Origin of the sequence: Pseudomonas saliphila, from assembly GCF_008638345.1 — a bacterium.
Lineage (GTDB): Bacteria > Pseudomonadota > Gammaproteobacteria > Pseudomonadales > Pseudomonadaceae > Halopseudomonas > Halopseudomonas saliphila.
Genome location: NZ_VTVA01000022.1, coordinates 1 through 25932, shown reverse-complemented (window position 1 = coordinate 25932; position 25932 = coordinate 1). Strand labels below are relative to the sequence as shown.

The following is a 25932-nucleotide window of genomic DNA, read 5'->3' as shown; positions in this document are numbered from 1 at the left end:
TATTCACGCATTCGAAGAAGACCGCCCGGTTTTACGCATGCGCACTAGGGTCACGCCCAGAATTAGTGTTCCCATAGAAGTGGGAAGCTGCGCGCCTGCGGGTAGGACATAAGCCCCAACAATCAGTCATTACTTGGCGTCTGATAGAATCCAGGCTCCGCAGAACACGCAACCTGGCAAGTCTTACTTAATGGTAGCGGCTCAGGCGGTGGCGATGCGGCCCGCGAGCGGAGATGACGGATCAGCCAGTTGGCGACGCGGCATTCGTCCCGCAAGGAAGGCTTCACGTCCGGCTTGCACCGCCAGGCGCATGGCACGGGCCATGGTGATAGGATCTAAAGAATGGGCAATAGCAGAGTTCATTATCACCGCATCACAACCCAGCTCCATGGCCATGGCGGCCTCGTAGGCGGTGCCGATACCGGCATCAACCAGCACCGGTACGCTGGCGCGCTCAATAATCAGGCGAATGTTATGTGGGTTCTGGATACCACAGCCAGAACCGATCAGCGAACCCAGAGGCATTACTGCGCAGCATCCAATTTTCTCCAACTCCAGAGCCACAATAGGATCGTCATTGGTGTAAACCATCACATCGAAACCATCGAGAATCAGCTCTTCTGCAGCCTTTAACGTTTCGACGACGTTCGGATAGAGCGTGGTTTCGTCCCCCAATACTTCAAGTTTAACCAGGTTGTGGCCATCCAGCAGCTCACGGGCTAGCTTGCAGGTACGCACCGCAGAGCGTGCGTCATAGCATCCAGCGGTGTTGGGCAGCAAGGTGTAGCGGTTTGGTGGGAGGGCATCCAGCAGATTGGGCTCGTCGGGACTCTGCCCAACGCTGGTGCGGCGTACCGCAAAGGTCACCACTTCGGTTCCGCTTTCGTAAAGGGCGCGCGCGGTCTCATCGTAATCTTTGTAACGGCCGGTGCCTACCATCAGCCGCGACGTAAAATGCCGCCCGGCAATCACCAAGGGTTTATCAATAGATTGCTTTGCCATGTTAATTTTCCTTTGTGAACATCTGCCGCCTCGGCGGGGCCAATTGTTACCACTTGCAGTGTTTTAACCGCCGCCGATGGCGTGAACAATTTCAACCCGGTCACCCGGCTGCAGCTGATGATTTTTGTGTTGGCTACGGGGCAAAATTTCTTCATTTAACTCCACAGCGAGCCTGCGCCCATCGAGCTCTCTGGCCTGCAGCAACTGATATACCGTGGCGGGGCCGGGTAGCGACAGAAGCTCGCCGTTAAGTAGAATGTTCATCACAGCCCCGCTAGTCCGAAGTGGATGCACGCCATAACCAGCAGCAACAGGAAGATGGTCTCAGCCATCATCAGTATGACTGGCTTCCAACCCACCACCGCCAGCTTCTGGAATGACGTTTTGATACCTAGCGCGGCAATAGCAGTCACCAAGCACCAACGTGACATATCGGTGAATGCATCGGTTACCATCGGTGGGATCCAGCCCATGCTATTGATCAGCACTAGCACCATAAACGCAACCAGAAAACTCGGTAGTGCCGGCACTTTGGCACCTCCGGATTCCTGCCGGTTGCGGCGATACAAAAAAATGAACACCATCACCGCCGGCACCAGCATGGCCACCCGCAGCAGTTTTACAAAGGTGGACACGTCACCGGTACCTTCCGAAATCATATAACCGGCACCCACCACCTGTGCCACATCGTGGATGGTGCCGCCCAGCAGAATACCTGCGTCGGTATCGCTCAAACCCAGGGCGCCCACAATCAGCGGATACACAATCATTGCCACGGTAGACAGTGTGGTTACCCCGACCACGGTCACAATCGTATTGCGCTCGAGAGTTTCATTGCGCGGCATCACCGCAGACAGCGCCAGCGCGGCTGATGCCCCGCATATCGCCACCGAGCCACCTGTCAGCAGCCCCATCTCACGGCTGAGGCCAAGCATCCGCGCCAGCAATGCCCCCAAGGCAATAGTCAGAATGACTCCAAGGATAACCGTTAGCACAGGACCAATACCCAGCTCTGCCACTTGCTCAAGAGTGATGCGCACACCCAGTAATGCCACACCCAGGCGCAGGATAGTGCGGGAAGCGAACTCCACACCGGCTAGGCTGCGACCTTCTTCAGTAAGAAAGTGCAGGGTCATCCCAAACAGTAGGGCGTACAACAGCGTAGGACCGCCGTAGTGGTCTGCAATAAATGTGGTCGCCAGGGCGATGGTGACGCAAATCATCACTCCCGGCATGAGCTTTCGGCCGGTCGCAAGCAGGCCCGACGATGAGGATAAGGACGACTGGATACTCGACATACTCATTCACTCCAAGGTCTTGTGCGTGCGGCCGGAACAACAACAACGGGCACTTTGGCACGTGCTATAACACCCTTAGTTACCTTACCGGCGTAAGTAGCCATATAGGTTTTCTTGTTGGCGGCCATCACGATCAAGTCGAATTCGCCGCGACTGGCGAAGTGACTGATCACCGACGCGGGATAGCCTTCCAGCACTGACAATTCAATGACGCGATCTTTCATCAGCTCCTTCAGCTGCGGGTGGCGTCCCCAGAATGCCTCCATCTCCGCTACAAGCTCGGTGCGGCCCTGGGCGATGCGTTGCTCCATCAACGACCCCAACACATCGCGGTCGCGGATATTACTTCGCAGCGTGTTGAGTACATCGTTCGCCAGGGACTTGACCACATGGAGAATGACCAGACTGGCGCCAGTCGCAAATGCAAGACGAATGCTCTGTTCTACGACGTGGTCGCAATTACCACGCATTCCAATACTGCACAAAATGCGTTTGATGTTATGGCTCATAATGTCTCCTTAGAGATCCAGGGCTGCCCCTTAATCGCGAAAGCATTGATAGTTGTGTCATCAGTAACCAAGCATGCTGGGCAGCCAAAGTGACAACTCAGGCACGTAAGCAATCAGGAACAGGGCAGCAATAGAAGCCGCCGCAAAGGGCAGCGCTTTAACCGAAATCTCTTCGATCGATGCGCCGCCGATCCCCGAGGCAACAAATAGGTTCTCCCCCAGCGGCGGGGTCTGGAAGCCGATGGCCAAGGCACATACCACAACAATGCCCACGTGCACCGGGTCCATACCCAGCATGTACATGATGGGAAGCAGTACCGGCGTCAGAATCATGATGGCAGCGAGTGTTTCCATGAACATGCCCACAAACAACAGGAAGCCGATGATCATGGTCCAGATGAGATAGGTATTGTCGGTCACCCCCAGCATGGCTTCAGCAATGTGAGCCGGCACCCGGTTCTCTACCAGCAGGCGGCCAAATACAGTGGCCGTGAACAGAATTAATAGCACTCGCCCTGTTATCCAAGTAGTGGTTTCCAAAGTTCGCAGTGCCGTTTTCAGCAGCAGCTCTTTGTGCAGGAAAATACCCACAATCAGCGTGTAAACAATCGCCACGACCGCGGACTCGGTGGGCGTGAATAAGCCTGTGTAAATGCCACCCAGAATGATGATGGGTGCCAGCATGGACCAGACGCCCTTGCGCAACGCCGTCCAGATATCCGGGAAAGACCAGCGATCGCTCAGTCCGCGGTACCCGCGTTTACGTGAGATGGTGTAGTTAACGACCAGAAGAAAGCTTGCCATTACTATGCCCGGCACAATACCGGCAATAAACAGCTTAGGAATCGACAGCGTCTGAAACGCACCATGCAAGGCAATGGCCTCGGCTGGTGGCTGCATACCCATGCCCGAAATACCAAAGATCACCATCGGGATTGACGGCGGAATCACCACACCCAAGCTACCGGAGGACGCGGTAATAGCAGAAGCATAGCCACGGTCATACCCCCGCTTCGCCATTGCCGGAATCATCAGCATGCCCACGGCGGCGGTGGTAGCAGGACCGGAGCCTGAAATGGCACCAAAGAACATGCAGGCAAAAATAGTTGCCGCACCCAGCCCACCAGTCATTGGGCCGGCAAAGGCTTCGGCAATATCTACCAAACGCTTGGAAATACCCGCCGCCTCCATCAGCGCACCGGCCAGAATAAACGCCGGCAATGCCATCAGCGGAAAAGCACCAACTGAGGTAAATGCCATTTGTACAAAGGCCAGAGGGTTTTCACCCATGGCGAGATAAGTTGCCAGTGCGGCAACGCCCAAAGAAATGGCGATGGGCGCACCCAGAACCAGCAGTAAAAAGAACGCGCCAAAAAGAGTGTAAATCAGTGTGGATTCCATGCTTATTTCTCCCCTGCGGCCTTGTTGATAGCGCTTGCTTCTTCACCTTTTTTAAGGCTTTCAAGGGCCTTGGCTTCAGGGTCGACAAGATCCATCTTTTTAACAAAGCGCAGGTAATTGTTCTGGATAATGCGCAGCGTCATGGCGGTGAACGCGATTGGCAAAATAAAGTAGAAGTACTTCATGGGAACCCCCATGGTCTGAGATTTCCAGAACAGATTCATTTTGTTAAACACAAAGTCGTAACTGAGATAGATAAATACCGCGTTAAAACCAATCCAAATGATATCGGTGAGCACTGCACAGAAAGTTGCTACCCAACAGGGGAGAAACTTGAACTGAAAGGTAACTCGGTTGTGGGCAGACATTTTTGTCGCGTAGACCGCACCCAAATAGGCAAACCAGACAAAGGCGTAAGTTGCCAGCTCATCACCCCAAGGAATTGAGTAGTTGAACAGGTTTCTCAGCACTATTTGGAGAAACAACAGCACCACAAACGTGACCAGGAGAAACTGACAAAGATAGTTCTCAAGGTTATCGATTATTTTGAACAGAGTGTTCTTCATATCAGTGATCACCTGATGACAAGCCTCCGGAAACCACACCCGCGCCGGCCAGATAGACCGGGGCGGGTTTACGGGTTACTTCGCGGGTGCCGGCTCGCGGCCCAGGGCACTCAACACATCATCTAGCTTTTCTTTACCGCCGATGCTGTCGTAGAAACGCGGCCAAATGCTGGTTGCCTGCTCAATCCACTCCCTTTCATCATTAGCAGGCTGAACAATGGTCATGCCATGTTCTTCAACCAGGCGCGTTTTGATGCCTTCTTCGCTAGTCAGCAGGTAATCATAGCTGTGCTGCGTTGCAGCCTGGCCGGCTTCAATAACAGTGGTCTGCATTTCCGGGGTCAGGCTCTGAAACGCACCTTCTCCCATAATCAGCGGCTCCAGTGAAAACACGTAGCAGCTCTCGGTGATGTATTTCTGAACCTCGTAGAACTTCATCGCATCAATGGTGATGTAGGGGTTGTCCTGGCCATCAACAACGCCCTGCTGCAAAGCAGTAAAGGTTTCGGACCACGCCAGCGGACTTGGATTAACGCCCCAGGCCTGATACGAGGCGATCATGATTTCGTTCTTCGGTACCCGAATGACCAGACCCTTCAGATCCGATGGGGATGCCACCGGCTTAGCTGAGTTGCTCAAGCGACGACAGCCGGAATAGGCCCAGCCCAGAATCCGCACGCCAGCGTCGCGAATGGTGTTTTCGGTCATCTGCTTGCCCACGTCACCCTGGGTCAGCAATTTGGCGTCTTCCGGTCCTTGAATCACGTACGGCAGCGTCATCACGCCAACAGAAGGGGAAAAAGGAGTGATGTTGTTGATCGCAAGAATGGACAGATCAAGAATGCCCATGCTCGCGTTATTGATGGTGTCCTGCTCGCTACCGAGCTGACCATTGGGGAACAAATTGATGTCTATTTTGCCGTTGGTGCGCTTATCCATTTCTTCGGCAAAGGTTTTTCCCAGCTCGTACTGGGTGCCGCCCGCAGCATCGCCAATGGCCATTTTCCAAGTAGCAGCCATGGCGTTAGCGCCGAAAGCTAAACAAGCAGCAGAAACGACCACGGGGAGTACTAGTTTGTGTGTACGCATTATTATCTCCAAGCCTTGTTATTGTTGTGACAGTCATGACCAGCGGTGCTCGATAAACGCCTGTTCTGACTCTGGCATTCGAACAAGTCGATTTGTGTTTTATTACTGCAACATTAACGACTGATGCTTCTTTTGTACGCACTCAGATCTCTAACCCATAGAGCCAGCCAGCAACCTTGTGTTGGGCCAGACTCTAAAACCAATCTGAAAATCCCTGGTAGGTCATCTACTTTTCAATCTAAACGTAGCCGCTCCACGCATCTGAATGGCAGCACCATGATTTCAAAGCAATAGCTGATCGGGATCCTCGCCGGCTGTCGATGATCGCAATTTGGTGAGCACTCCACCACTCAAGTGGAGGGCTGAGCCCCACTGGCTCGAGCGGTTTTCGAACAGGCTGTAGGCTCTGAGCTGGCCTGCTTACCTTCTCGCGTCTGGCTGCAAGAGCGTCCTTACGATGGCTCACCAATCGCCGGGTAAAATTTCTCCGGCCATCGGAACTCGACCATTCGTCAGAATGAAAATCAGCTTGACCCACAGCCAGATCATATAAAGCTCAGGCACTGCCAATGGTTGTTTTGAATGACTCCTGATTCTTGACGCAAAAACCTGCCTTTCTTAAGCGGTAACATATTCGTCCCGCTTTTCCACGGCCAAATGCTGTGGATCTAGCCCAAAGCTTCGACGGCTTGTCCGACCTTGCTCTGGGCTGGACCTTCTTCGGCCTCCACGAACTTGCGACGCGCGTGCTCCCTTGGGTGGAATCACGCATAAGGCCCTATCCGATTCAATTTTTCTGAAGGATGGATGTGAGTTGGTAGATTATCATCGACCTTCTAGCGCAACGCTTAGCTTCTGGAAGGCGGTAAGATGAGGTTCGTGGACCGCTTCATTTAATCTATAGTGCGATGATTAAGACTTGTTCACATTCTCTGAAAAAACAGAGCTTAGATGCCATGCTGCTTTTCCATTTGGATCCGAAACTACCAGAGAGCCTGCAACGCCAGCTGCGAGAACAGATCGCCAATGCCATTCTCGACGGCCAGATTCCTCTGAATAAAGCCCTGCCCTCCAGCCGCAAACTGGCGGATGAACTGAAGATTGCACGCAATACCGTGGTTTTGGCCTATGATCAGCTGCTGGACGACGGCTATCTGATATCCAAAAGCCGCAGCGGCTATTTTGTAAACGCCGATGTGCTGGAAGGCCGAGCTGAAAGACCAATGCGGCTGAACGACATCGACGCCGACCCCATGCCCTGGGAAACCCTGTTAACGGCCCGCCCTTCGCGCCAGCAAAGCATTCGCAAGCCCACCGACTGGCATCGCTACGAATACCCGTTTGTGTATGGCCAGCTGGACCCTAGCTTGTTCCCCACCCAGCACTGGCGTGAATGCAGCCGCGACTCCCTGAGCGTGCAGGCTATTCGCAGCTGGTCGGTAGACCACTTTAGCGAAGACGACCCGCTACTGATCGAACAGATTCGCACCCGCCTGCTGCCCCGGCGCGGGGTATGGGCCAAGCCGGAACAGATCCTGATAACCGTGGGCACTCAGCAAGCGCTGTGGACGGTAGCTCAGCTGTTACTGAAACCGGGCCGGCGCTTTGGCATGGAACATCCGGGTTATGTGGATATGCACAACATCGCCAGCCTACTGACGGACGACATTCAACTGTTACCAGTAGATGCACAGGGGATGCGGCCAGACGACAGCCTCAGCGATTGCCAGCTGGTGTATGTAACCCCCAGTCACCAAAGCCCGACCGGCGCCACCATGCCTCTGGAACGGCGTCGACAACTGCTGGACCTCGCAGAAATGAATAACTTTCTGATCATAGAAGACGATTATGACAGCGAGACCAATTATCAAAGCAACCCGACGCCGGCGCTAAAAAGCCTGGACCGTCACGACCGGGTCATCTATGTGGGCAGCCTGTCAAAAACCCTGTCACCAGGCCTTCGACTGGGTTATATGGTGGCTCACCCAACGCTTATTCGGGAGGCCCGTGCTATCCGCCGGCTGATGTTGCGCCACCCGCCAACCAACAACCAACGCGCGCTGGCGCTGTTTTTGGAGCGAGGCTATCACGATGTGCTGCTGCGCCAGATTCACCGCACCTTTAAACTGCGCTGGCAGCGCATGAGCGAAGCCTTACAAACTCACCTGCCCGGGTTCACCACGGCGTCAAATATCGGCGGCACCAGCTTCTGGCTGAAGGCGCCCGAAGGTCTGGATTTCCGGAAGTTACAGGCGCTGGCCAGAAAGCAGAGCATATTGATTGAGTGTGGGGATATTCATTATTTCGATCGAGCGTGCAGCGGGTACCTGCGACTGGGCTTTTCCGCTATTGAGGAAGATAAAATCGAGCCTGGCCTTGAACGCCTGGCTCGACTATTACCGGAAGCAATGCGCGAGCGCTGATCCGCTTTACACGCGCTCGTCTTTGAAGGCGTACCAGCGATAGAGGAAGCTCTGGCCAAAGCGACGGAACGGTGCAAACGTCTGCGATTCCACCATTTCCTTAACATTGGGGTATGGCAACCTAGACTCGAAAATCGGCATGCCCATTCCGGTCTTGTCGCCGGCAATCAGCTGGGCCATGCGCTTGCCAGCCTGTGCCGAGTACATGACCCCGTTGCCACCATAGCCCAACGCATAATATATCGTCTCTTTCGGGTTGGCCTGGAAAATACGCGGCATCATATCGTGGCTGACATCCACCCAGCCCCACCAGGAATAGTCCAGCCCAATCCCCCTTAGCAGCGGGAACTTGCGCTCCATATCTCGGACCAGCATATCTTTGTACTTGCCCTGCGGTGCATCGCGGCCGGTAATGGCGCTGCGACTACCAATCTGCAAACGATTGTCTGGCAGCAGGCGATAGTAGTGGCGCAGTATCCGGGTATCGGTAATCACCTGTCGGGTGTGCATGTTGCACGCTTTTATTTCATCGTCTGTGAGCTTACGGGTCACAATCGAATTGGACAAAATCGGCAGTAGGCGGTTCTTCAGCTGCGGATGCAAGGTCTGGGAGGTGTAGCCACCAGTGGCCATACCCACCGCACGGGCCTTCACTACGCCACCAGGTGTTCTCAGATAATGCACTCCATCGCGGGTTTCCCAGCCTTGGACCGGGCTGGCCGGGTGAATCTTCACACCCAGTGCGCGGGCTTTTCGATGGTAGCCAAACGCTAGTTTGCCGGCGTGAATGCCAATACCCTCTGGCTCGTGCATCGCGCCCGCTGCTTCCTGATCACCAAACCAGTCACGCTTCACCGTTTCGGCGTCCATGATGCGGGCGTCGTAATTGAAAGTTTCGCGGAGCAGTTTGGCTTCTTTTTCCAGAATTGGCATCTGCCTGTCGCGGTGCGCGATATAAAGATGGCCTCCATGCTGTGGCTCGCAATCAATATCCTTGATCAGTTCTTTAAACGTTGCCATGCCGTCCAGGCATTCCTGATGCAGCTTGTGCGCGGTTTTCAGACCGTAGCGGTCAATCCACTGCGACCGTTTCAAGCGCCCGGTAGCACATTGGGCCTGTCCTCCGTTACGGGTAGAACAGCCCCAGCTAGTGCGGTTGGCTTCTAGTACAATGGCCTTAATACCGTAATTTTGGGCCAGAAAAATAGCAGTTGTGAGGCCGGTGAAACCGGCACCCACGATCACCACGTCAGCGTCTACATTGCTCTGAATCGGGCCGTCGTCTTCCGGTGGTTCGCCCGCGGTCCCAATCCAGTAGGTGGGCGCGTAATCGCGGCCGACACCCGGAGTTGGATTTTTCAACGGGTCGTAAGACGGGTCGTAAGCCGACGAAGGTGGAGTACGCTGCCCGTTAGTTGTATCGGTTTTATTATTCAGTTCTACAGATTCCATGACCGGTTCCTCGCGATCGAATAACCTCGGTTCAGAGCAGGAAGTCTCAGCCATTAACAGGAGGGCGATTCTTCCGAAATGCGTTCTTCACGGCGATTTTTCCATTGCGAAAGATGAATACATCGATCATGCGTGCTTCGGTGCGCGCGCCATCTTTGGCGGTTCCCTTGTAAGTGCTCTCAGTAAAGCCCCTATCACCAACCACGTGATACACGCCATCGACCCAGCAGGCATCTGGCGCATTTTTCCAGGCGGCTTCAAGGCCTTGGCGCACTTCCGTCTGTCCGACAAAGCTCTTGCCCTGAACTTCCGGCCCTGCCACGGCGTTGAACACGCAGTCATCAGTCATCATGTCCATTACGGCGTCGATGTCGTGGTTGTTAAGGGCATCGCTGAATGCTTGAAGAAAGGCAACGGTAGGATGGCTCATAAAAACTCCACTTAAAAAGAAAATGTCATTGTTATTCAGGCCCATAGGCATGGGATGCGTACCAGCAACAACAAGCCTACTCTGTGGCGTGCATCACCATTAGCGCCAGTTGCAACACACCGTTTGGGCCAGAATCAACACCGGCGCCAACCCGACAACGGCATTTAACCTCATTCACTTTTTTATAAAATGAAACATGACGTTCCGCTTTTAATATTTTTTTTGGCGAGTTAGTCTATCGACCTTACAAATAACGCAATGTAAGGGCTCACAATGTTGTGATGAACGTCTTGTCGGCCCGAGGACACACAGATGACAGACTTGCAAGGTATCAAGCCCGATACCCTACGTTCGGTACGCGAACTCTTTGGCATCGACAGCGACCTTAAGGTACCCGCCTTCAGCGAGCGCAACGAATACGTCCCAGAGGTCGACGAAGCTTATCGTTTCAATCCGGATGTGACCCTGGCGATCCTGGCCGGCTTTACCCGTAACCGCCGGGTAATGGTTCAAGGCCTGCACGGTACCGGCAAGTCCACCCACATTGAACAAGTGGCGGCGCGCTTGAACTGGCCGTGCCTGCGAGTGAATCTTGACGGCCACATCAGCCGTCTGGATTTAGTGGGTAAAGACACCATCGTGGTACGCGACGGCGTGCAAGTCACTGAATTTCAGGAAGGCATTGTGCCCTGGTCACTACAGCGCCCCATCGCGCTGATCTTCGACGAGTACGATGCCGGGCGGCCGGATGTCATGTTTGTCATCCAGCGCATTCTGGAGCGCGATGGGCACTTTTCACTGCTGGACCAGAATCGGATTATTCAGCCGCATCCTTATTTCCGCCTGTTCGCCACCGCTAACACCGTTGGGCTCGGCAATATGTCCGGCATGTACCAGGGCACCCAAGTACTCAACCACGCCCAGATCGACCGCTGGAATATTGTCGCCAAACTGGATTACCTCAGCGCAAGAGAAGAAGCCGCAATAGTGCTCGCGCGCGTGCCGGAGAAAGACAGCGAAAAAGGGCGCAAGCTGATCGATGCCATGGTGAGCGTAGCCGACCTGACCCGCAAAGGCTTTGCCGCCGGCGACATCTCCACTCTGATGTCGCCCCGCACGGTGATTACCTGGGCCGAAAACTGCGAGATTTTCCGCAATCCGGCGCTGGCCTTTCGCCTGTCGTTCCTCAACAAATGCGACGATGCTGAGCGCCCGATTGTGGCCGAATACTTCCAGCGCTGTTTTGCAGAAGAGCTGGACGAATCCTGGCTGCACGAGTCGTTCGGGGCATGAACACCACCGCCCAGCAGCAGGCGCGCCGCCAGCAACGGGTGGAGGAACTGTGCGCAGCGTCAATCAGAGCTATCAGTGGCGAGCCGGATTTGCATTTTCGGGGCAAACAATTGCACCAGGGCGAACACAAGCTACCCATGCACGCGCCCCACCACCGCATTGACACCGCGGTTGCGCCATTTGCCGACTGTCGCGCCGCAGCCGACGGCATGGCCCTGAGTCTAATTTACAGCGATAGCCAACTGCATAAAGCTCATCGCCCGCTAAAACCCATTGCGCGCCTGGTTTATGAACTGCTGGAACAATTACGGGTAGAAGCCATGGTTCCGGCTGAGCTTACCGGCATGGCCGCCAACCTAGGGCAGCGCTTTGAGCGCTGGTCCCATGATTTCTATAACTCCGGAAGCGCTGAAAGCAGTAGCGGCATCCTTCTATACACCGTAGCCCAGATGTGCTGGGCTAGACTGAACGCTTGTCAAGTGCTGGAAGAAACCGAAGACTTCATTGAAAGCACGCGCTTTTCTCTGGCGTCGTCCATGGGCACTGCATTAGCCGGATTACGCCGCAACCGACACGACCAAGGCGCGTACATTCCCCACGCCCTGGCCATCGCCGAGCTGATTGATAACATTGTGGAAGCGCAACGCGCCGGCCAGAGCGCCGACAATAACGATAGTAGAGATGACGACGAAGACGAACACAAAGGCTTTTCCCTGTTGCTAGATTTTGACCAGGACGGCGATGACGACAATGGTTTTGCCAGCGCCCGCAGCGGCACCAGTAAGGCCTTTGGCGAAAATCAACAAGGCTATAACGTTTACACCGTCGTCCACGACCGCGAGGTATCCGCAGCCGGCCTAGTGCGTGCCGCCCTGCTGGACGAGTACCGTGCGCGCTTGGACGCAGGCATCGCTGAACAGGGCATCAATGTGCAGCGCGTCGCGCGCCAACTGGCGGCGGTATTGGCCACTTGGCAACGCGATGACTGGCTTTACGGCCAGGAAGAAGGCCGCATTGATGGCCGCCGCCTCGCGCAATTGGTGAGCTCACCCACCGAACGCCGGCTGTTCTACCAGGAACGGCAAAAACCGGTGGCCGATTGCGTGGTAAGCATTCTGATTGACTGCTCCGGCTCTATGCGCCACCAGAGTGAGCCGGTCGCTATGCTGGCCGACACCTTGATTCGCGCTCTGGATATGATTGGCGCCAGCAGTGAACTGCTGGGCTTTACCACCAACGCCTGGAACGGCGGCAAACCCTATCGCGAATGGATGCGCCAGGGCCGCCCGGCCTATCCTGGCCGGCTGAATGAAACCTGCCACCTGATATTCAAACAGGCCGACCGGGGCTGGCGCCGCAGCCGTCGCGACATTGCCGCGCTGCTCAAAGGCGACATGTACCGCGAAGGCATCGACGGCGAAGCGGTCGACTGGGCCTGTAACCGCCTGCTGGCACGCAGCGAAGCTCGCAAAATTCTGATCGTGATTTCAGACGGCTGCCCGGCCGACAGCGCCACCAACCTAGCCAACGACGCCTTCTATTTAGACAACCATTTGAAAGAAGTGCTGGCCCGGCGTGAGCGCCAGGGTGAGATTGAGATCCTGGGGTTGGGTGTGGGCCTGGACTTGAGCCCGTTTTACCGCCACTGCCTAGCCACGGACATGTCCCAGGCGCTGGACAACCATCTGTTTGAGGAAATTGTAAAGCTGATCGGCCACCGCAGGCGCCGTTAACCGCTGCCTGTCACTGCCAACTGCGCCAGCGGTTGGAGCAGTGGCGGCGGACAGCACGAAGGTAGACTCACCGAGGATTCGTTTTATGGCAAAAACCCGCGTGGTGCACCAATTTGGCATGGGCACCTCTATTCGCAGCCGCGACTACACCGAGGCCTGCGCTCGCGGCATTCGCGATGCGCTGTGGCACAATTCGGTGAACGTGGCCGGCGCTTTCGGCTTTCCCCGGGAAGCCATGCTGATTGATGTGGAAATTGGCGTACAAAAACCGGAACAGGTGAATACCGAGGTATTGCTGGGCATATTCCCCTACGGCAAGCCAAGCATCACCGTCACTAGAGGTGGGCTAGATATCAGCAAGCCCGATGGTAGCAGCACCAGCGTGATCGCCAATGTCGCCATTATTGTGTCTTTTGATATGGAGCCTAGGGATGACTGAGCAGCGCATTATTCTGGAAATGGGCAGCAGCAATTCGCTGTATGGCGAGGATTACACCAAAGCCGCTTGCCGGGCGGTACAGGATGCCCTACGCCATTCTTCGTTGGTGCTGATAAAAACCCTGGGCTACGATCACCTGCAGATGCGGGTAGAAGTCACTATTGGCGTACAGCATCCTGAGAAAGTGGATTGCAACGTGGTCGCCGCCGAATTGCCCCGTGGCCGGGCGCAGGTCAAAGCCGTTCATGGCGGCTTGAACGTGCATGATCCAGACAATAACACCACCCACGTGATCGCCACTGCAGCAGTGGCGGCCTTTCTGCCGATTCAACCCGGTGCTTGGAAGCTGTCGGCGCCCGTCAGCTAAAGTAAGTTGCGCTGGCAGGTTCTTGCCCCGACGACTCAGGGCAACAAACCAGCTATCAGCAGCAATACCCCGATCAGTAGCAACAACACAAACACCAGGCGCCGCATGGCATTAGCCGACAACGGTGGCGGCCAGCGCCGCCCCAGCCAAGTCGCTATAGCGACCAGCGGAAATGCCCAGGCGGTGAGTAGCAGAATCTCCGCGTTCATCTGACCCTGACTTATGACAAACAGCGTACGCACCCCAGAGGTAACCGCAAACAACAAAATCAGGGTGTTGCGGATGCAGATAGGTTCCAGTGGCTGGCGATAATAGTGATAAATCAGCGGTGGCCCCGCAATACCGAACAGCCCACCCAAAAATCCCGACAGGCCACCAAACACCGCAAAGCTCGCCTTCCCCGCCACTTCTGCCTGCATGCCTGGCTTCAACAGCAACCCGACGGCTCCGTAAATAATCACCATACCCAACAGCACGCGCACAATCAGCGAAGCACTGGCGCTGAGATAGTTCAGCAGCAGCACGCCGGTCATAATAGACGGCACAATTGCCAGAGCCGCAACTCTCACTGAAGGCCAGTAAACGTGATGCAAACGCCCCGGCAAGGCGACCATACAATTAACTAAAGTCATCAGGCTGATCACCGCAGCCACCGAAGTAATTGGGGCGATGCCCAAGCCACCGGCAAGCCCCATCACAATCATGCCCAGCCCAAAGCCGGTGACGGTTTGAAAGTAACCAGCGAAGGCGGCAATTAGCAAAAACAGCCAGGGTATGTCTAGCAACATACTCATAGCGGCATCAAGCTACAGCGCCAGCGCGCTGTTCGGCAGCCTGGGCTTGCACCGTTGTCACCGCAATCACGTGATAAATATCGTCCACACTGCAACCCCGCGACAGATCATTGGCGGGTTTGTTCAGGCCCTGCAACAATGGCCCGATGGCTTCCGCGCCGCCTATCCGCTCCGCCAGCTTGTAGCCGATATTGCCCGCTTCCAAGGTAGGGAAAATAAGGACGTTGGCTTTGCCTTTCACTTTTGAATCCGGCAATTTGCGCTCCGCAATGTCGGCCACAATCGCCGCATCCAACTGTACATCTTCATCAATGGCAATGCCCGGTCGCTGACGCTTCACATCCTGGGCCGCGGAGCGAACCTTGTCGACGTGCTCATGTCGGGCACTGCCGCTGGTGGAAAACGACAGCATAGCAATGCGAGGTTCTTCACCCAGCAGCACTTCCGCGCTGTCGGCCGCAGCCAAGGCGATCTGCGCTAACTCAGTGGCGTCTGGGTCAATCACCAGACCGCAATCGGAGAAGATCATGCCGCCTTTCAGGTTGTGAAAAGGTTTGCACATCATCATCAGAAAGAAACTGGATACAAGAGTGGTACCCGGCGCGAGTCCGAGAATCTGGATGGCGCTGCGCACCACATCGGCGGTGGTATTGACTGCACCGGCCACAGAGCCATCAGCGTAGCCCTCGCGCACCATCATATTGGCGAAACATAGGGGTTCCAGCACGCTGGCATCGGCCTGTTCACGAGTCATGCCTTTTCCCTCGCGCAGTGCGTGCAACGCTTGCGCGAGGCTTTTCGTTAACGGCGAACTGGCGGGATCCACCACTTCAATTGGCGAGGCATCAACACCACACCGTGCCGCTGTTGCAGCAATAGTATCCGCTGCGGCGACCATAATGACCCGCGCAATGCCGGCTTCAGCGGCTTTCGCGGCGCCGCGCAATACACGCTCATCATCTGCTTCGCACAAGACAATACGCCTTGGCGATTGCTTTGCACTGAGTAAGATCTGGTTCAGGGCTTTCATAATACCTGCCTGGTTACCTAAAAAGGCGACATAACGTAAAACCCCCGACAAAGCCGGGGGTAAGTTCTAACGGAACGCTATGCGTTAGACATAGTCCTGATATTTCTCAAGCAGACGCACTGGCTTCTTCAATGCATCGCGACGGAACGGGTCACCCAGCTCGCGAGTACACATGATCTCGATGATGGTGGTCTTACCCTCATTCATCTGCATGCTAATCGCTTTCTTCAGCGCCGGACCTACGTCTTCCAGGTTGTCTACGGTGATGCCTTCGGCACCCATGGCACGTCCGATTTCAGCGAAGCTCTGGTTGTCGAGCTCACCAGCCACAAAGCGGCGGTTATAGAATTCAACCTGATTCTTCTTTTCGGCGCCCCATTGGCGGTTATGGAATACAACAACCGTTACCGGGATGTCGTGCCGAACCGCGGTCATGGTTTCCATCAGGCTCATTCCCCAGGCACCGTCGCCGGTGTAGGCAATAGCCGGGCGCTCAGGGGCAGCCACTTTGGCGCCCATGATGGTCGGAAATGCATAACCGCAGTTACCGAAGCTCATTGGTGCAAAAAAGCTGCGTGGCCGCTCGAAGCGCAGATAGCTGTGGGCTACCGCGTTGATGTTACCAATATCGGTAGACACCATAACGTCGGCTGGCATGGCTTTTTCAAGCTCGCGCAGGACTTGGCGCGGATGCAGGTAGGAACCGCCGGAAAACGGTGTTTCGCTCTTGGCCTCTTCAATAGCATCCAAGCTGAATGGATCGGTTTCGTGAGTCCACTCGTCCAGTTCTTTTTCCCAGGCGGCTTTTTCTTTAGCAATTAGATCAGCGCGCTCGTCGCGAGTCGCATCGCTTACCAGGTCGCGGCCCTGTAGACGCTCGATCAACGCATTGGCTGCGTCTTTCGCATCGCCACAGATGCCAACAGCAATCTTTTTCACCAGACCCAACATTTTATAGTCAGCGTCAATCTGGATTATTTTGGCATCTTTCGGCCAGTAGTCCATACCGTGCTGTGGCAGGGTGCCAAACGGCCCAAGGCGTGTGCCGAGTGCTAGTACCACGTCGGCCTGAGCCATCAGTTTCATACCGGCTTTAGAGCCCTGATAGCCTAGGGGGCCACACCACAGCGGGTGGCTGGCGGGAAACGAGTCGTTGTGCTGGTAGCTGTTAACAACCGGCGCGCCAAGGCGCTCAGCCAGAGCTGCACAAGCCTCAACGCCGTCGGCCATAACCACACCACCACCCGAAACAATGACCGGGAAACGCGCGTTAGCCAGCATTTCAGCGGCTTCATCCAGACTCTTGGCGCCACCGGGACCACGATCCAGGCGTGCCGGCTTGGGAATCTCGGCTTCGATTTCACCGTAAAAGTAGTCGCGGGGAATGTTGAGCTGGGTTGGCCCGATATCCGACATGGCGCGGTCAAAACAACGACCGGTGTACTCGGCCATACGCGACGGATGGGTTACGTGTCCCTGGTATTTTACAAACTCCTGAAACATAGGCAGCTGGTTACACTCCTGGAAACCGCCCAGGCCAATGCCGGTGGTGCCGGTTTCGGGGGTGATAATAACCACCGGGCTGTGCGCCCAGAACGCCGCCGCAATACCAGTCACGCTATTGGATACACCTGGGCCGTTCTGGCCAATCAGGACACCGTGACGGCCAGATACACGAGCGTATCCATCAGCCATGTGGGCCGAACCCTGCTCGTGAACAACAGGAATCAGGCGAATGCCGGCCGGGGCAAAAATGTCCATGGCGTCCATAAAGGCCGAGCCCATGATGCCGAACATGTCGGTTACGCCGTTGGCGACCAGCGTTTCAACAAACGCTTCGGAAGGCGTCATCTTCTGCTTGCCTTCAACGACTTGCCGATTATCTGTGTTGTTGGGTGTACTCATGGGTTATCTCCGGAGTAGTGCCAGGCATCTCGCCTAGAATTCATTTTATAGTGTATTTCATTCCGGAAAACGGAATACAACCGAATCTAGACGGATCGGAGTGCACCGTCAACATAGATTTCAGAAAATCATACAAATTGCTTTATTTTTCGAAATAAAACATAGTCGGCACCATTAAGGAGATCACACTATGAGCACGGTTCAATCGGAGGCGAATCGTCTGGAAGGCGACACGCCGGCGCAACGTTTACTCACGTTACTGGAAGTCATTTCAGAGAAAGATCAGTTCTTCACGTTGCAAGGCATGGTCGAAGAAACAGGTATGCCCAAGCCCACCCTCCATCGCATGCTGCAACAGCTTGAGACGTTGGGCATGCTGCAACGCGAAGCCGACGGCCGCCATTACAGTCGCGGGGTGCGTTTACGCCGGCTGGCGGAAAATCTATTACTGAACGACACCGTTCGCGGTGCGCGTCACGCCATACTCACCTCGCTGGTGGACGATATAGGTGAAAGCTGCAACATCACCGCGCTGTCTGGGGGCGAAATTCTGTATCTGGATCGGGTTGAAACACCGGCACCCTTGCGATTTTATTTGCATCCGGGATCGCGAGTGCCGGTGCACTGCTCTGCCAGCGGCAAACTGTTTCTGGCTCAAATGGCGCCATCCCAGCGCCGCCGCCTATTGGCTGATATTCCGCTGAAACAGTTCACCCACAACACCCTCACCGACCATCAGGCTTTGGAACGGGAGATTGAAACCGTCAAGCAGCAGGGTTACGCGTTTGACGATGAAGAATTCTTGCCCGGGCTGTTGTGCATTGCAGTGCTGGCGTCTAACCCCACAGGGGTGTCTAACATCGGTGTGGCCATGCAGGCGCCGATTATGCGGGTGAATCGCGAACAAGCATTGAGCTACCTACCGGCCTTGAGGCGCGCCGCAGATGCAATTGCGGCGATTTGCCAGGAAGGCGTGCCGGCAGTCGAAACCGCCTGAGCCGGAACAACAAGATACGAAAAAGCCGCATCCGAATGCGGCTTTTTTGTTGCAGCGGCCTGCCCCCTGTTCAGGACTTATCAGGGCGTGCCAAGCCTAGATGCTCGCGCAGAGTACTGCCCTGGTAGGCGGTGCGGAATAGCCAGCGACGCTGCAACTCTGGCACCACCTGTTCGATAAAGTCTTCAATACCCGAGGGTAGCGACGGCGGCATCAGGTTGAACCCGGCAGCGCCTTCGTTGTTAAACCAGTGCTCCATCCTGTCCGCAATCTGCTGCGGCGTACCCACCATGGTGCAGTGGCAAAACCGATCACTCCATAAGTGGCTAATCAGAGGGCGCATTGCGCCCTCTTTTTTTTTGCGCTTAAAAGAGTAATTGGGGTCGTCATCTGACCCCAATTTTGTGAGAGAGACGATTTTTTTGCCGGGTAGAGCAAACCATTGGCTTGGATAGCGTATCGGTGAGCTTGATTTCTTTCCCAAGCCTCCCACTCGGATTTGTTGCGAATTTGCAGATCGAACACCTCCAACGCACGGTCTAGTGCTTCCTTTTTCACGATGGGCAACTTCAAAGGGACGTCCTTGTGTGGAGTTTGTTGAACATTACGATCGACGTGGCGCGAGAATCGAAGAAAAATTGGCAACGCTTGTGAGCCCACCCGTGACTGTCCGGTCCGGATCGGTGACGCCGCTCATCTTCGGTGATACATTCTCGCTGGCTGAAGAAGCAAGGAGGATGCATGTTTATCGGCCCGGTAAAACTGTAAGCTAAGTATTCAAGGAAGACACCCATGGAATATCAAGCGTTCTCCACCACCAGCAATGCTAACCTGGCCGGCATCACCGGCTGGGAGGCAAAGCATACTCAGGCAGCAAGCTGCCATTACGTTACTCCCTATAGCGAGAGCCCGGTAATGGCGGTGTGCGATGTATCTGGGACGGGTAGCGCAATTACCGATATCAGGCGGGGCTGCAACTGGTGAGGCGGACTCAAATCGGCCATTCGATCAACTCCTTCGTGAGCAAGATTGACCATCGCAACCATCGCAGTCGGCTCATTTTAAATCGAGCTGCAATAGCTTGCATGCGAGACTAATAGGCACCCGATGATACAGTGGAATCCGATAGACGTATGCGATTGGGGGCGGCACTTTGAGTTTTCCGAGGCATATCCGGAAGGTGCTCGGCCCAAAAGGATCGTCATATCGCCCGCTCAGCCTGTGCAGCATGTCATCAAGCCTGACTGGCAGTACATGTTTAAGCTCTCAGACCCTCGATATCCAGAGCAATTCTGGTGTGAGCTTATCGCGTACCAAATAGGCCTGTTGCTCAATGTGCCGGTCCCTCCTGCGCACGCCGCTTATGATTCCCTCACCGGCGAGTGTGGGTCACTGAGCGAATGGTTCTATGAGCCTGGCGTGGATATGTTTTATGCAGCCGGGTATTTTTTCTATCGCGACATACGGAATTTTGATAAAGAAAAAGGCGCTCAGCACAACCTGCAGACAGCGATGCAATTGAACAAGGAATTCATCGGCGACAACCAAATCTTCGATTTTTGGTCGATGATGCTGTTCGATTGCGTAATCGGGAATACCGACCGGCATCAGGAGAACTGGGGGTACCTGGTCAACTTGTCTCCAAATTCCAAAAGCGTGGCGCGCCGGAAGAAGGAGAACTTCAGTATAAGACTCCAGTTTGCGCCGTGGTTCGATAATGGAACTAGCCTAGGCTACCAGCTGCTGCCGCATAAATTTAACAACTGGACCGACCATCGCCTCGACGGATTCATCACAAAGGGTACGCACCACATCAGATTTGCCTTGGACAGGCTTGAGCAAATCGGCCATGTGGAGTCTATGCGATTCATCGCCGAGCACAATCCAAAGGTGCGTCAGCTTCTTATCAAGAGGCTGAAGGACTTTGAATTCGGCCAGCTAGAACGCGTCCTGGATCGCCTCGTTGAATTGCCGATGCCGATAGATGCTAGACTTACCCGTGACAGAGCCGACTTCGTTTTGAGGCTTACCAGCAGGCGGCTTCAGCTGATTATGGAAAACCTGAATGAGCGCAATTAACCACATATTTGAGCCATCACGGCTTTTTCTTGTGTGGCACCACTCTGGCGATTGCTCCCCAAGGCATCGCCGTATCGTCGGGGAGCTGTTAAGAGACGGAGACACAGTAAAATTCCGTTACGCGAAAAACAGCGATGACTACAAGCAAGCCGAAAAAGAAGGCTTCATTGGGTTTCCAGCGTTCACGAAGAATGTCAGCTCAGTGGACGATGCCCTGGATGCTTTTTCTACCAGGTTGCCACCCCGCAAGCGTGCAGATTTCGGGCGATACCTTTCGCAATACGGCCTTCCGGAAGAATTCACCGGATCATACATGGCCCTGCTCGGTTACACCGGGGCACGCCTGGAAAGTGACAGCTTCGAGCTGTGCCCGGACTATTCGGACGTGACCGCGCCAGCTGATATCTTAATCGAGCTGACGGGAGTCCGGTATCAGATAAGCCCATCTGAGATGCCTCAACCGGGCACACAGGTCAAGTTTCGACCAGAGCCGGAGAACGAGCACGACCCCAAGGCGATTGCCGTGCACAGCGAGAACGGAAGAATTGGTTACATCAACAAAGCCGTCACCTCGGGCTTTGCCCGGATGCTGGAGGCAATGACAGTAACCGGCACCGTGCTCAAAACAGGATCCAGCGAGGCACACGCACAAATCATCCTGTTGGTGCAGTGTAGGTAGGATCCCTTTAGGCTCCTCACGCCCGCTTCGGCGGGCTTTTTCATGCTTGCTTTCCCGAGACGGGCCGTCTACCACCCCCGTCGCCTCTAAAGGCAGAACGGGCACTTGCGATAGTTGCGATGCCGCCCGGAGAGTTGGGTCATCTTGCCACCGCAGTCGACACAATCGCCGTTCCTAACGCCAGAATCCCAGCGCGCGAGACGATAGCCGTTGATCGCTATCCAAGCAAGGCTGACGAATGCAAGCAGCGCGAATAAGACTCGGCCAGCATTCGTCGCCAGTGCTAAGAGGCCAAAAAAGGCTCGGTTGATTCGCTGTCGCCGGGTAGCAGCGCCAGAGCAAAAACGCTTAGCACGAGAAAGAAGGTAAGGCGAAGAATCTGGCAGTACGGCTGGGTCGGGTGATATCCATGTCGGTACTCTGCTTATGCGAGCTGTAATGCTACTCCGGACGAACCGTGAGCTAAAAGCCCTGCGAGTCTCCTGTGTGCAGCCTACTGCAGCTCCGTCAATGCGAGCAGGCATGGTCCATTACGGCGTGGTGGAGGCGCGTATTCAGAAAGCTCACCGACACTGAATGGGGGACCGATCGACCTCCAGAAACAACAAGGCCCCGAATAACGGGGCCTTGAAGCTTATATATGGCGGAGAGAGAGGGACACTCCGCTCATCGGTCTGCAGCCCCCACGAATCAAGGATACCGAGCTTTGGCGGCCGCCGGTGTGGTAAATTGAGGTGGTAAAACACACCTACACGAGCCTGCCCTATGAGTTACCTCGAACGCCGCAAGAACCGCTGGTACGCCCTGCTGACAATCCCCCAGGATGTCCGGCATCACTTCGGTGACAAGCTCCGCTTCATCAAAAGTACAGGCACGGGTGATAAGCAAATGGCGCAAGCGCGAGCGTTCGCAATGGTCGTTGAGTGGAAAGCGGAGATCGAGAAAGCGCGAGGCCAGACAACGGAGTCAGCCATCCAGCACTACGCCTTGGAGGTTCGCGATGAGCTCCGCAGATTGCAGGCCGCAGATGAGTTCGATCTCTACGAGGTGATCTCAGGGATAGTGGCAGACAAAGCACGAGAACTTGACAGACTCGGTCGCCCTGCAGAGGCCCAGGCATTGGTAGGGGTTGCGCTGGCTGGACACACGCTTATCGCTCCGTCACTCCACGAGTGGCACTCCACGTTGCATCTCAAAGAGAAAACGATGGATCAGATGCTCAGTGATGCGAAGCTCATCGCAAAGCATTTCGAGACTGTTGAGGCCCTCACACCTGAGCGGGTACGAGAGTGGGTGAAACTGCTGATGCTCCCGAAGGAAGACGGGGGAAACGGTTACATGCCTTCCTCCGTTAAGCGGATCTTTTCTGCTGGGCGTAACCTTTGGCAGTACTTCGAGGATCATCGCCAAGTCTCTGCCGGTCCGATGCCTTTCGAGCTCCCTCGCTCAGTGCGTCGACTGGACAACGCCACGCAACGAAAACGGAAGAAAGGCTGGGTTCCCTTCAAGCCGAAGGAGGTGGTGGCATTGCACAGAGCTGCCTTGGAACAAGGAGACGCCCAGCTTGCCGACCTGATCTGGTTAGGTATGTACACCGGGGCTCGGATCGAAGAGCTGTGCTCGCTACAAACTGCGAACGCCACCACAGAGGCGCTTAACATCGTCGACAGCAAGACCGAAGCAGGTATTCGTAAGGTGCCCGTTCATACGAAGCTCGCGCCTCTCGTCAACCGGTTGATCGAAACGTCGACCGATGGCTACCTCTTGAGTGGACTCACAAAAAACAAATACGGGGACCGATCCAACGCTATAGGAAAACGCTTCGGCCGTTTAAAGTCTCGCTTGGGTTACTCGGAGGACCATGTATTCCACTCCATCCGCAAGACCATGGTGACGCTGTTGGAGAATGCTGATGTATCGGAGAACCTCGCCGCAGACATCGTTGGTCATGACAAACCTGGCCTTACCTACGGACTCTACTCCGGCGGTAACGTACAAGAGACGCAGCGACGCGCCGTGGAGTTGCTCGCATACCCCACAAGCTGAACCAGCATCGGTTGTCCAGCTGAGATCCGGCAGGGAGCGTTCAAGAGCTGCTCAATTGACAACGCTGCCTCCCACCTGCCTCGCTCCCTTCAGCCTCTCCAAGAGATTCCTGACTGACGACCGATGCCATTTCCCGTTCCGAGGTGTCAGCATTCCCCGCTCGTTCAGGGCGTCCGCTATCGCACCGAGAGAAGTGAGTCCTTCAGACCTAAGCGCTTCCAAAACGGGCGCGAGGTTCAAAGCATGCTCGTCCGCCCCGGCTTTGATCGCCGTGACTGCCGCTCCGTTGCCCTTGTCAGCCTTCCTGAGGGCCGCTGCACCGTTCGGGTTGCCCAGCTTCACTCCTCGCGCCTTCGCAGCGCTGAGAGCTTCTCGTGTCCGATTTGAAGTTGCCTCTCGCTCCTGCTGAGCTACCAGCGCCATCACACCTACGGTGAGGTCATTGGCATCTGGCAAGTCTGCGGCTATGAACCGGACACCCGAGTCCCTAAGCGTAAGTAGGAAGGCGGCGTTGCGTGAAAGCCGGTCGAGCTTAGCAATCACCAGCGTGGCTCCGGTCACCTTGGCAAGATGTAAGGCCCTCGTCAGCTCTGGTCGCGCATTGTTCTTGCCACTTTCCACTTCAGTGAACGACTGGATGACCGTAGCTCCGCGCTTCGCTGCGTAGTCCCTGATCGCCTGTCCCTGTGCTTCCAGACCCAGCCCACTCACTCCCTGCCGCGCCGTGGACACTCGCTGATACGCGACTACCTTCATCAATCCTCTCCTGTACATAACCGACGAACGACCGTTGCTCAATTTTGTACAAAAGAACGCGCTTGTCAATTTTTATGCATCGGCATCGCTATCCTCCCTTTTTCCCGGTCATTCTCCCAGCACCAAAGCAAGGGAGAGTTCCAGATGCTTCTCTCAGGCCTACTTGAGGTCAGATTCGGGGTGGCTTCGCGAGATGATGTTGCAAACACGCCTGCCCCAGCCGCATCTCAGGGACAATGACCGGAAGGTTGGGAGAATAGAACAGCTTCAAGACCACAGCTGGTTGCTCTCTCCCATTCCAGCGGTGCTGCGATGTGGCGAAGCTGTGGGGGTGGTGCCTGCCTACGCAGCAGACGAGACCCGGGGTACCGGGGGTTACAAGCCTGAGCCTCGTCTCTCTTATGCACTCTCAGATTTATCGCGAAAAATTTCTCGCCCTTTGAATCATGGTGTCTCCAGCAAGACGGGAGCTCTCGGAGCCCCTCATACAGATCCCTCGTCAAAGCCTTCGCCTATCGCTGAAATCTCCAGACCTCGATATGCCATCTGACGTATCTCAGGATGGACAGAGAATCCTGAAGAGACAGGCACGCTACCATCATCATCATCATCGTCATCCTCCTTCGGTTGAGAGATCTTCGGCTTGTACTTGTCGAGCAGGTACTGGTGGGCATCGGCCCGATCTGCCTCCTTCCCGAGTTCAACCCACGCTGCCACGAGGTCCTCAGGGCGAAACCGACCGTCAGTCCCGAAGCCGTACTGGACCATTGCCATTTTGATCATCCGACGTCGTGCCGCGTCGCTGGTCGTACCAGAGCCCTGCCGGAGTCTCCGCTTGTACATCCTCCAAGGAACCTTTGACAGGGTTCTGAGAGTGGATGGTTTGTTCCAGTACTCCTGCAGTTGCAGCTTCTGCTTGTCTCGGGAAGCATCAGCATCGATCCATCCCGCCTTGATACCGTCATCCCTGACCGTCTTCCTGAATCGCTTGATGGTAGGCTCAGATACCTGCAGCAGTTCCGCTGCCTGTTTCAGTTCCATTCGGCGGTATGTGTCGCGCTTCTGGTTGAGTGCTGACCAAGCATTCTCGGTACGCTCGTCTGGCGACATAGGCTGTATAACGTGGCCGTTCGAGAGACGACAGGCGTCCAATGCTTCCTCGAAACCAAGCCCAGGCAGTATCTCCACAGCTACCATCTGGTGACCCTCAACGAGTAACGCTTCCCTCCTATGGTGGCCATCCACCAACCAATACCGGCCAGGCTCGAAGTGAGGCCGATCTGCACCGGGGGCCAGCTTCCAATCGCCTCCTTCCTCTGCAGCGACCACTTTGAGCGGCACCTGTAGACCAGCTGTACGGATGCTTCTCTGAAGCTCCTTGATATGGCTCTTGTAGCGCTTGGCGTCAGAATGTTCTTTGTACTTCTGCATCCCCACGTTCCGGTTCTGCAGCTGCGGGTGTGTGAGAACGGCTGATAGCTCGATCTGCTGTACGGATGAATGTCCCATAGCAGATCCCTCAGCCTCTCAGCGGTTGAGGCAAAAGCACGCCTCCCCGACCTTTTCCAGTGCCGCCGAGCTTTAACCAGTGCGGAGCTACTGAGTCAGGTACAGCGAGCGCCGTAAGCGACCGGCGATCACACC

At 55.3% G+C, this 25932-nt stretch carries 24 protein-coding genes and 1 pseudogene; 10 read left to right on the top strand and 15 right to left on the bottom strand.

From position 1 onward, the window contains the following. Positions 1-201 precede the first annotated feature (201 nt). The 7 genes from FHK95_RS18125 to FHK95_RS18095 form a co-directional block, all read right to left on the bottom strand. Positions 202-1002: a thiazole synthase gene (locus tag FHK95_RS18125; RefSeq protein WP_150306053.1), complete on the bottom strand. Its 801-nt coding sequence runs from the start codon at positions 1000-1002 to the stop codon at positions 202-204. A 63-nt stretch (positions 1003-1065) separates the two neighbouring features. Continuing rightward, positions 1066-1266 (bottom strand): sulfur carrier protein ThiS, encoded by a 201-nt coding sequence (gene thiS, locus FHK95_RS18120; RefSeq protein WP_150306052.1) that lies wholly within the window; start codon positions 1264-1266, stop codon positions 1066-1068. Beyond that, positions 1266-2237, bottom strand: a complete 972-nt coding sequence (locus FHK95_RS18115) for a YeiH family protein (RefSeq protein WP_235906830.1) — start codon at positions 2235-2237, stop codon at positions 1266-1268. Before FHK95_RS18115 ends, thiS begins: the two co-directional genes overlap by 1 nt. Positions 2238-2302: 65 nt before the next feature. Further along, positions 2303-2809 (bottom strand): universal stress protein, encoded by a 507-nt coding sequence (locus tag FHK95_RS18110; RefSeq protein ID WP_150306050.1) that lies wholly within the window; start codon positions 2807-2809, stop codon positions 2303-2305. Positions 2810-2869: 60 nt separating this feature from the next. Continuing rightward, entirely contained in the window at positions 2870-4210 is a 1341-nt protein-coding gene (locus tag FHK95_RS18105) for a TRAP transporter large permease (RefSeq protein WP_150306049.1), read from the bottom strand. A gap of 2 nt (positions 4211-4212) precedes the next feature. Continuing rightward, a complete protein-coding gene (locus tag FHK95_RS18100; RefSeq protein ID WP_150306048.1) occupies positions 4213-4776 on the bottom strand; it encodes a TRAP transporter small permease in 564 nt (187 codons plus the stop codon). Between the two features lie 75 nt (positions 4777-4851). Next, entirely contained in the window at positions 4852-5865 is a 1014-nt protein-coding gene (locus FHK95_RS18095) for a TRAP transporter substrate-binding protein (protein ID WP_150306047.1), read from the bottom strand. Positions 5866-6821: 956 nt separating this feature from the next. Between FHK95_RS18095 and pdxR the strand changes: the two genes are divergently transcribed. Further along, positions 6822-8288: a MocR-like pyridoxine biosynthesis transcription factor PdxR gene (gene pdxR / locus FHK95_RS18090; protein ID WP_150306046.1), complete on the top strand. Its 1467-nt coding sequence runs from the start codon at positions 6822-6824 to the stop codon at positions 8286-8288. A gap of 6 nt (positions 8289-8294) precedes the next feature. Here pdxR and FHK95_RS18085 read toward each other — a convergent pair whose 3' ends face one another. Next, positions 8295-9740 carry an NAD(P)/FAD-dependent oxidoreductase gene (locus FHK95_RS18085; RefSeq protein WP_150306045.1) on the bottom strand — a complete coding sequence of 482 codons (1446 nt, stop codon included), beginning with the start codon at positions 9738-9740 and terminating at the stop codon, positions 8295-8297. Positions 9741-9786: 46 nt separating this feature from the next. Continuing rightward, on the bottom strand, positions 9787-10221 hold the full coding sequence (locus tag FHK95_RS18080; protein ID WP_206668618.1) for a nuclear transport factor 2 family protein: 435 nt from the start codon (positions 10219-10221) through the stop codon (positions 9787-9789). Between the two features lie 261 nt (positions 10222-10482). Here FHK95_RS18080 and FHK95_RS18075 point away from each other — a divergent pair, with 261 nt between their 5' ends. The 4 genes from FHK95_RS18075 (at position 10483) to FHK95_RS18060 (ending at position 14002) form a co-directional block, all read left to right on the top strand. Beyond that, positions 10483-11463, top strand: a complete 981-nt coding sequence (locus FHK95_RS18075; protein ID WP_150306044.1) for an AAA family ATPase — start codon at positions 10483-10485, stop codon at positions 11461-11463. Continuing rightward, entirely contained in the window at positions 11460-13196 is a 1737-nt protein-coding gene (locus FHK95_RS18070; RefSeq protein WP_150306043.1) for a cobaltochelatase CobT-related protein, read from the top strand. Before FHK95_RS18075 ends, FHK95_RS18070 begins: the two co-directional genes overlap by 4 nt. A gap of 85 nt (positions 13197-13281) precedes the next feature. Beyond that, on the top strand, positions 13282-13635 hold the full coding sequence (locus FHK95_RS18065; protein ID WP_150306042.1) for a Lin0512 family protein: 354 nt from the start codon (positions 13282-13284) through the stop codon (positions 13633-13635). After that, complete coding sequence (locus FHK95_RS18060; RefSeq protein WP_150306041.1) at positions 13628-14002, top strand: Lin0512 family protein; 375 nt, start codon at positions 13628-13630, stop codon at positions 14000-14002. The genes FHK95_RS18065 and FHK95_RS18060 overlap by 8 nt, the downstream gene beginning before the upstream one ends. Positions 14003-14037: 35 nt before the next feature. On the opposite strand, the gene FHK95_RS18055 is transcribed toward FHK95_RS18060, so the two are convergent. Genes FHK95_RS18055 through xsc form a run of 3 tightly spaced genes read right to left on the bottom strand, consistent with a single transcriptional unit; the run spans position 14038 to position 17731 of the window. After that, complete coding sequence (locus FHK95_RS18055) at positions 14038-14796, bottom strand: TSUP family transporter (protein WP_150306040.1); 759 nt, start codon at positions 14794-14796, stop codon at positions 14038-14040. 7 nt (positions 14797-14803) lie between these two features. Continuing rightward, complete coding sequence (gene pta / locus FHK95_RS18050; RefSeq protein ID WP_206668617.1) at positions 14804-15877, bottom strand: phosphate acetyltransferase; 1074 nt, start codon at positions 15875-15877, stop codon at positions 14804-14806. A gap of 33 nt (positions 15878-15910) precedes the next feature. Continuing rightward, positions 15911-17731, bottom strand: coding sequence for a sulfoacetaldehyde acetyltransferase (gene xsc / locus FHK95_RS18045; protein WP_150306039.1), 1821 nt, complete (start codon positions 17729-17731; stop codon positions 15911-15913). 190 nt (positions 17732-17921) lie between these two features. Between xsc and FHK95_RS18040 the strand changes: the two genes are divergently transcribed. Then, complete coding sequence (locus FHK95_RS18040) at positions 17922-18728, top strand: IclR family transcriptional regulator (protein ID WP_150306038.1); 807 nt, start codon at positions 17922-17924, stop codon at positions 18726-18728. 70 nt (positions 18729-18798) lie between these two features. Here the strand turns inward: FHK95_RS18040 and FHK95_RS18035 are convergent. After that, a pseudogene (locus FHK95_RS18035) lies at positions 18799-19029 on the bottom strand (LLM class flavin-dependent oxidoreductase); the annotation flags it as partial. A 491-nt stretch (positions 19030-19520) separates the two neighbouring features. Here FHK95_RS18035 and FHK95_RS18030 point away from each other — a divergent pair. From FHK95_RS18030 to FHK95_RS18015, 4 genes are all read left to right on the top strand, one after another. Continuing rightward, on the top strand, positions 19521-19712 hold the full coding sequence (locus FHK95_RS18030) for a hypothetical protein (RefSeq protein ID WP_150306037.1): 192 nt from the start codon (positions 19521-19523) through the stop codon (positions 19710-19712). A 270-nt stretch (positions 19713-19982) separates the two neighbouring features. After that, complete coding sequence (locus tag FHK95_RS18025) at positions 19983-20807, top strand: hypothetical protein (protein ID WP_150306036.1); 825 nt, start codon at positions 19983-19985, stop codon at positions 20805-20807. Continuing rightward, positions 20794-21486: an HIRAN domain-containing protein gene (locus FHK95_RS18020; RefSeq protein WP_150306035.1), complete on the top strand. Its 693-nt coding sequence runs from the start codon at positions 20794-20796 to the stop codon at positions 21484-21486. Before FHK95_RS18025 ends, FHK95_RS18020 begins: the two co-directional genes overlap by 14 nt. Before the next feature lie 765 nt (positions 21487-22251). Next, positions 22252-23532, top strand: a complete 1281-nt coding sequence (locus FHK95_RS18015; RefSeq protein ID WP_150306034.1) for a DUF6538 domain-containing protein — start codon at positions 22252-22254, stop codon at positions 23530-23532. A gap of 51 nt (positions 23533-23583) precedes the next feature. Here the strand turns inward: FHK95_RS18015 and FHK95_RS18010 are convergent, their stop codons facing one another. Further along, positions 23584-24288 carry a recombinase family protein gene (locus tag FHK95_RS18010; RefSeq protein ID WP_150306033.1) on the bottom strand — a complete coding sequence of 235 codons (705 nt, stop codon included), beginning with the start codon at positions 24286-24288 and terminating at the stop codon, positions 23584-23586. A 483-nt stretch (positions 24289-24771) separates the two neighbouring features. Continuing rightward, the gene (locus FHK95_RS18005; RefSeq protein ID WP_178114841.1) at positions 24772-25719 is read right to left on the bottom strand and encodes a ParB N-terminal domain-containing protein; all 948 of its coding nucleotides are present in this window, start codon (positions 25717-25719) and stop codon (positions 24772-24774) included. Positions 25720-25932: the final 213 nt, after the last annotated feature.

Excerpts from the sequence above, each read along its gene's own strand:
- FHK95_RS18010 (WP_150306033.1), bottom strand. The coding sequence starts at position 24,288 with ATGAAGGTAGTCGCGTATCAGCGAGTGTCCACGGCGCGGCAGGGAGTG.
- FHK95_RS18115 (WP_235906830.1), bottom strand. The coding sequence starts at position 2,237 with ATGCCGGGAGTGATGATTTGCGTCACCATCGCCCTGGCGACCACATTT.
- FHK95_RS18065 (WP_150306042.1), top strand. The coding sequence starts at position 13,282 with ATGGCAAAAACCCGCGTGGTGCACCAATTTGGCATGGGCACCTCTATT.
- FHK95_RS18060 (WP_150306041.1), top strand. The coding sequence starts at position 13,628 with ATGACTGAGCAGCGCATTATTCTGGAAATGGGCAGCAGCAATTCGCTG.
- FHK95_RS18100 (WP_150306048.1), bottom strand. The coding sequence starts at position 4,776 with ATGAAGAACACTCTGTTCAAAATAATCGATAACCTTGAGAACTATCTT.
- FHK95_RS18040 (WP_150306038.1), top strand. The coding sequence starts at position 17,922 with ATGAGCACGGTTCAATCGGAGGCGAATCGTCTGGAAGGCGACACGCCG.
- FHK95_RS18095 (WP_150306047.1), bottom strand. The coding sequence starts at position 5,865 with ATGCGTACACACAAACTAGTACTCCCCGTGGTCGTTTCTGCTGCTTGT.
- FHK95_RS18110 (WP_150306050.1), bottom strand. The coding sequence starts at position 2,809 with ATGAGCCATAACATCAAACGCATTTTGTGCAGTATTGGAATGCGTGGT.
- FHK95_RS18105 (WP_150306049.1), bottom strand. The coding sequence starts at position 4,210 with ATGGAATCCACACTGATTTACACTCTTTTTGGCGCGTTCTTTTTACTG.
- FHK95_RS18055 (WP_150306040.1), bottom strand. The coding sequence starts at position 14,796 with ATGAGTATGTTGCTAGACATACCCTGGCTGTTTTTGCTAATTGCCGCC.
- FHK95_RS18070 (WP_150306043.1), top strand. The coding sequence starts at position 11,460 with ATGAACACCACCGCCCAGCAGCAGGCGCGCCGCCAGCAACGGGTGGAG.
- FHK95_RS18020 (WP_150306035.1), top strand. The coding sequence starts at position 20,794 with ATGAGCGCAATTAACCACATATTTGAGCCATCACGGCTTTTTCTTGTG.
- FHK95_RS18030 (WP_150306037.1), top strand. The coding sequence starts at position 19,521 with ATGGAATATCAAGCGTTCTCCACCACCAGCAATGCTAACCTGGCCGGC.
- xsc (WP_150306039.1), bottom strand. The coding sequence starts at position 17,731 with ATGAGTACACCCAACAACACAGATAATCGGCAAGTCGTTGAAGGCAAG.
- FHK95_RS18080 (WP_206668618.1), bottom strand. The coding sequence starts at position 10,221 with ATGCCTATGGGCCTGAATAACAATGACATTTTCTTTTTAAGTGGAGTT.
- FHK95_RS18015 (WP_150306034.1), top strand. The coding sequence starts at position 22,252 with ATGAGTTACCTCGAACGCCGCAAGAACCGCTGGTACGCCCTGCTGACA.
- pdxR (WP_150306046.1), top strand. The coding sequence starts at position 6,822 with ATGCTGCTTTTCCATTTGGATCCGAAACTACCAGAGAGCCTGCAACGC.
- FHK95_RS18025 (WP_150306036.1), top strand. The coding sequence starts at position 19,983 with ATGTTTAAGCTCTCAGACCCTCGATATCCAGAGCAATTCTGGTGTGAG.
- FHK95_RS18075 (WP_150306044.1), top strand. The coding sequence starts at position 10,483 with ATGACAGACTTGCAAGGTATCAAGCCCGATACCCTACGTTCGGTACGC.
- FHK95_RS18005 (WP_178114841.1), bottom strand. The coding sequence starts at position 25,719 with ATGCAGAAGTACAAAGAACATTCTGACGCCAAGCGCTACAAGAGCCAT.
- FHK95_RS18085 (WP_150306045.1), bottom strand. The coding sequence starts at position 9,740 with ATGGAATCTGTAGAACTGAATAATAAAACCGATACAACTAACGGGCAG.
- FHK95_RS18125 (WP_150306053.1), bottom strand. The coding sequence starts at position 1,002 with ATGGCAAAGCAATCTATTGATAAACCCTTGGTGATTGCCGGGCGGCAT.
- thiS (WP_150306052.1), bottom strand. The coding sequence starts at position 1,266 with ATGAACATTCTACTTAACGGCGAGCTTCTGTCGCTACCCGGCCCCGCC.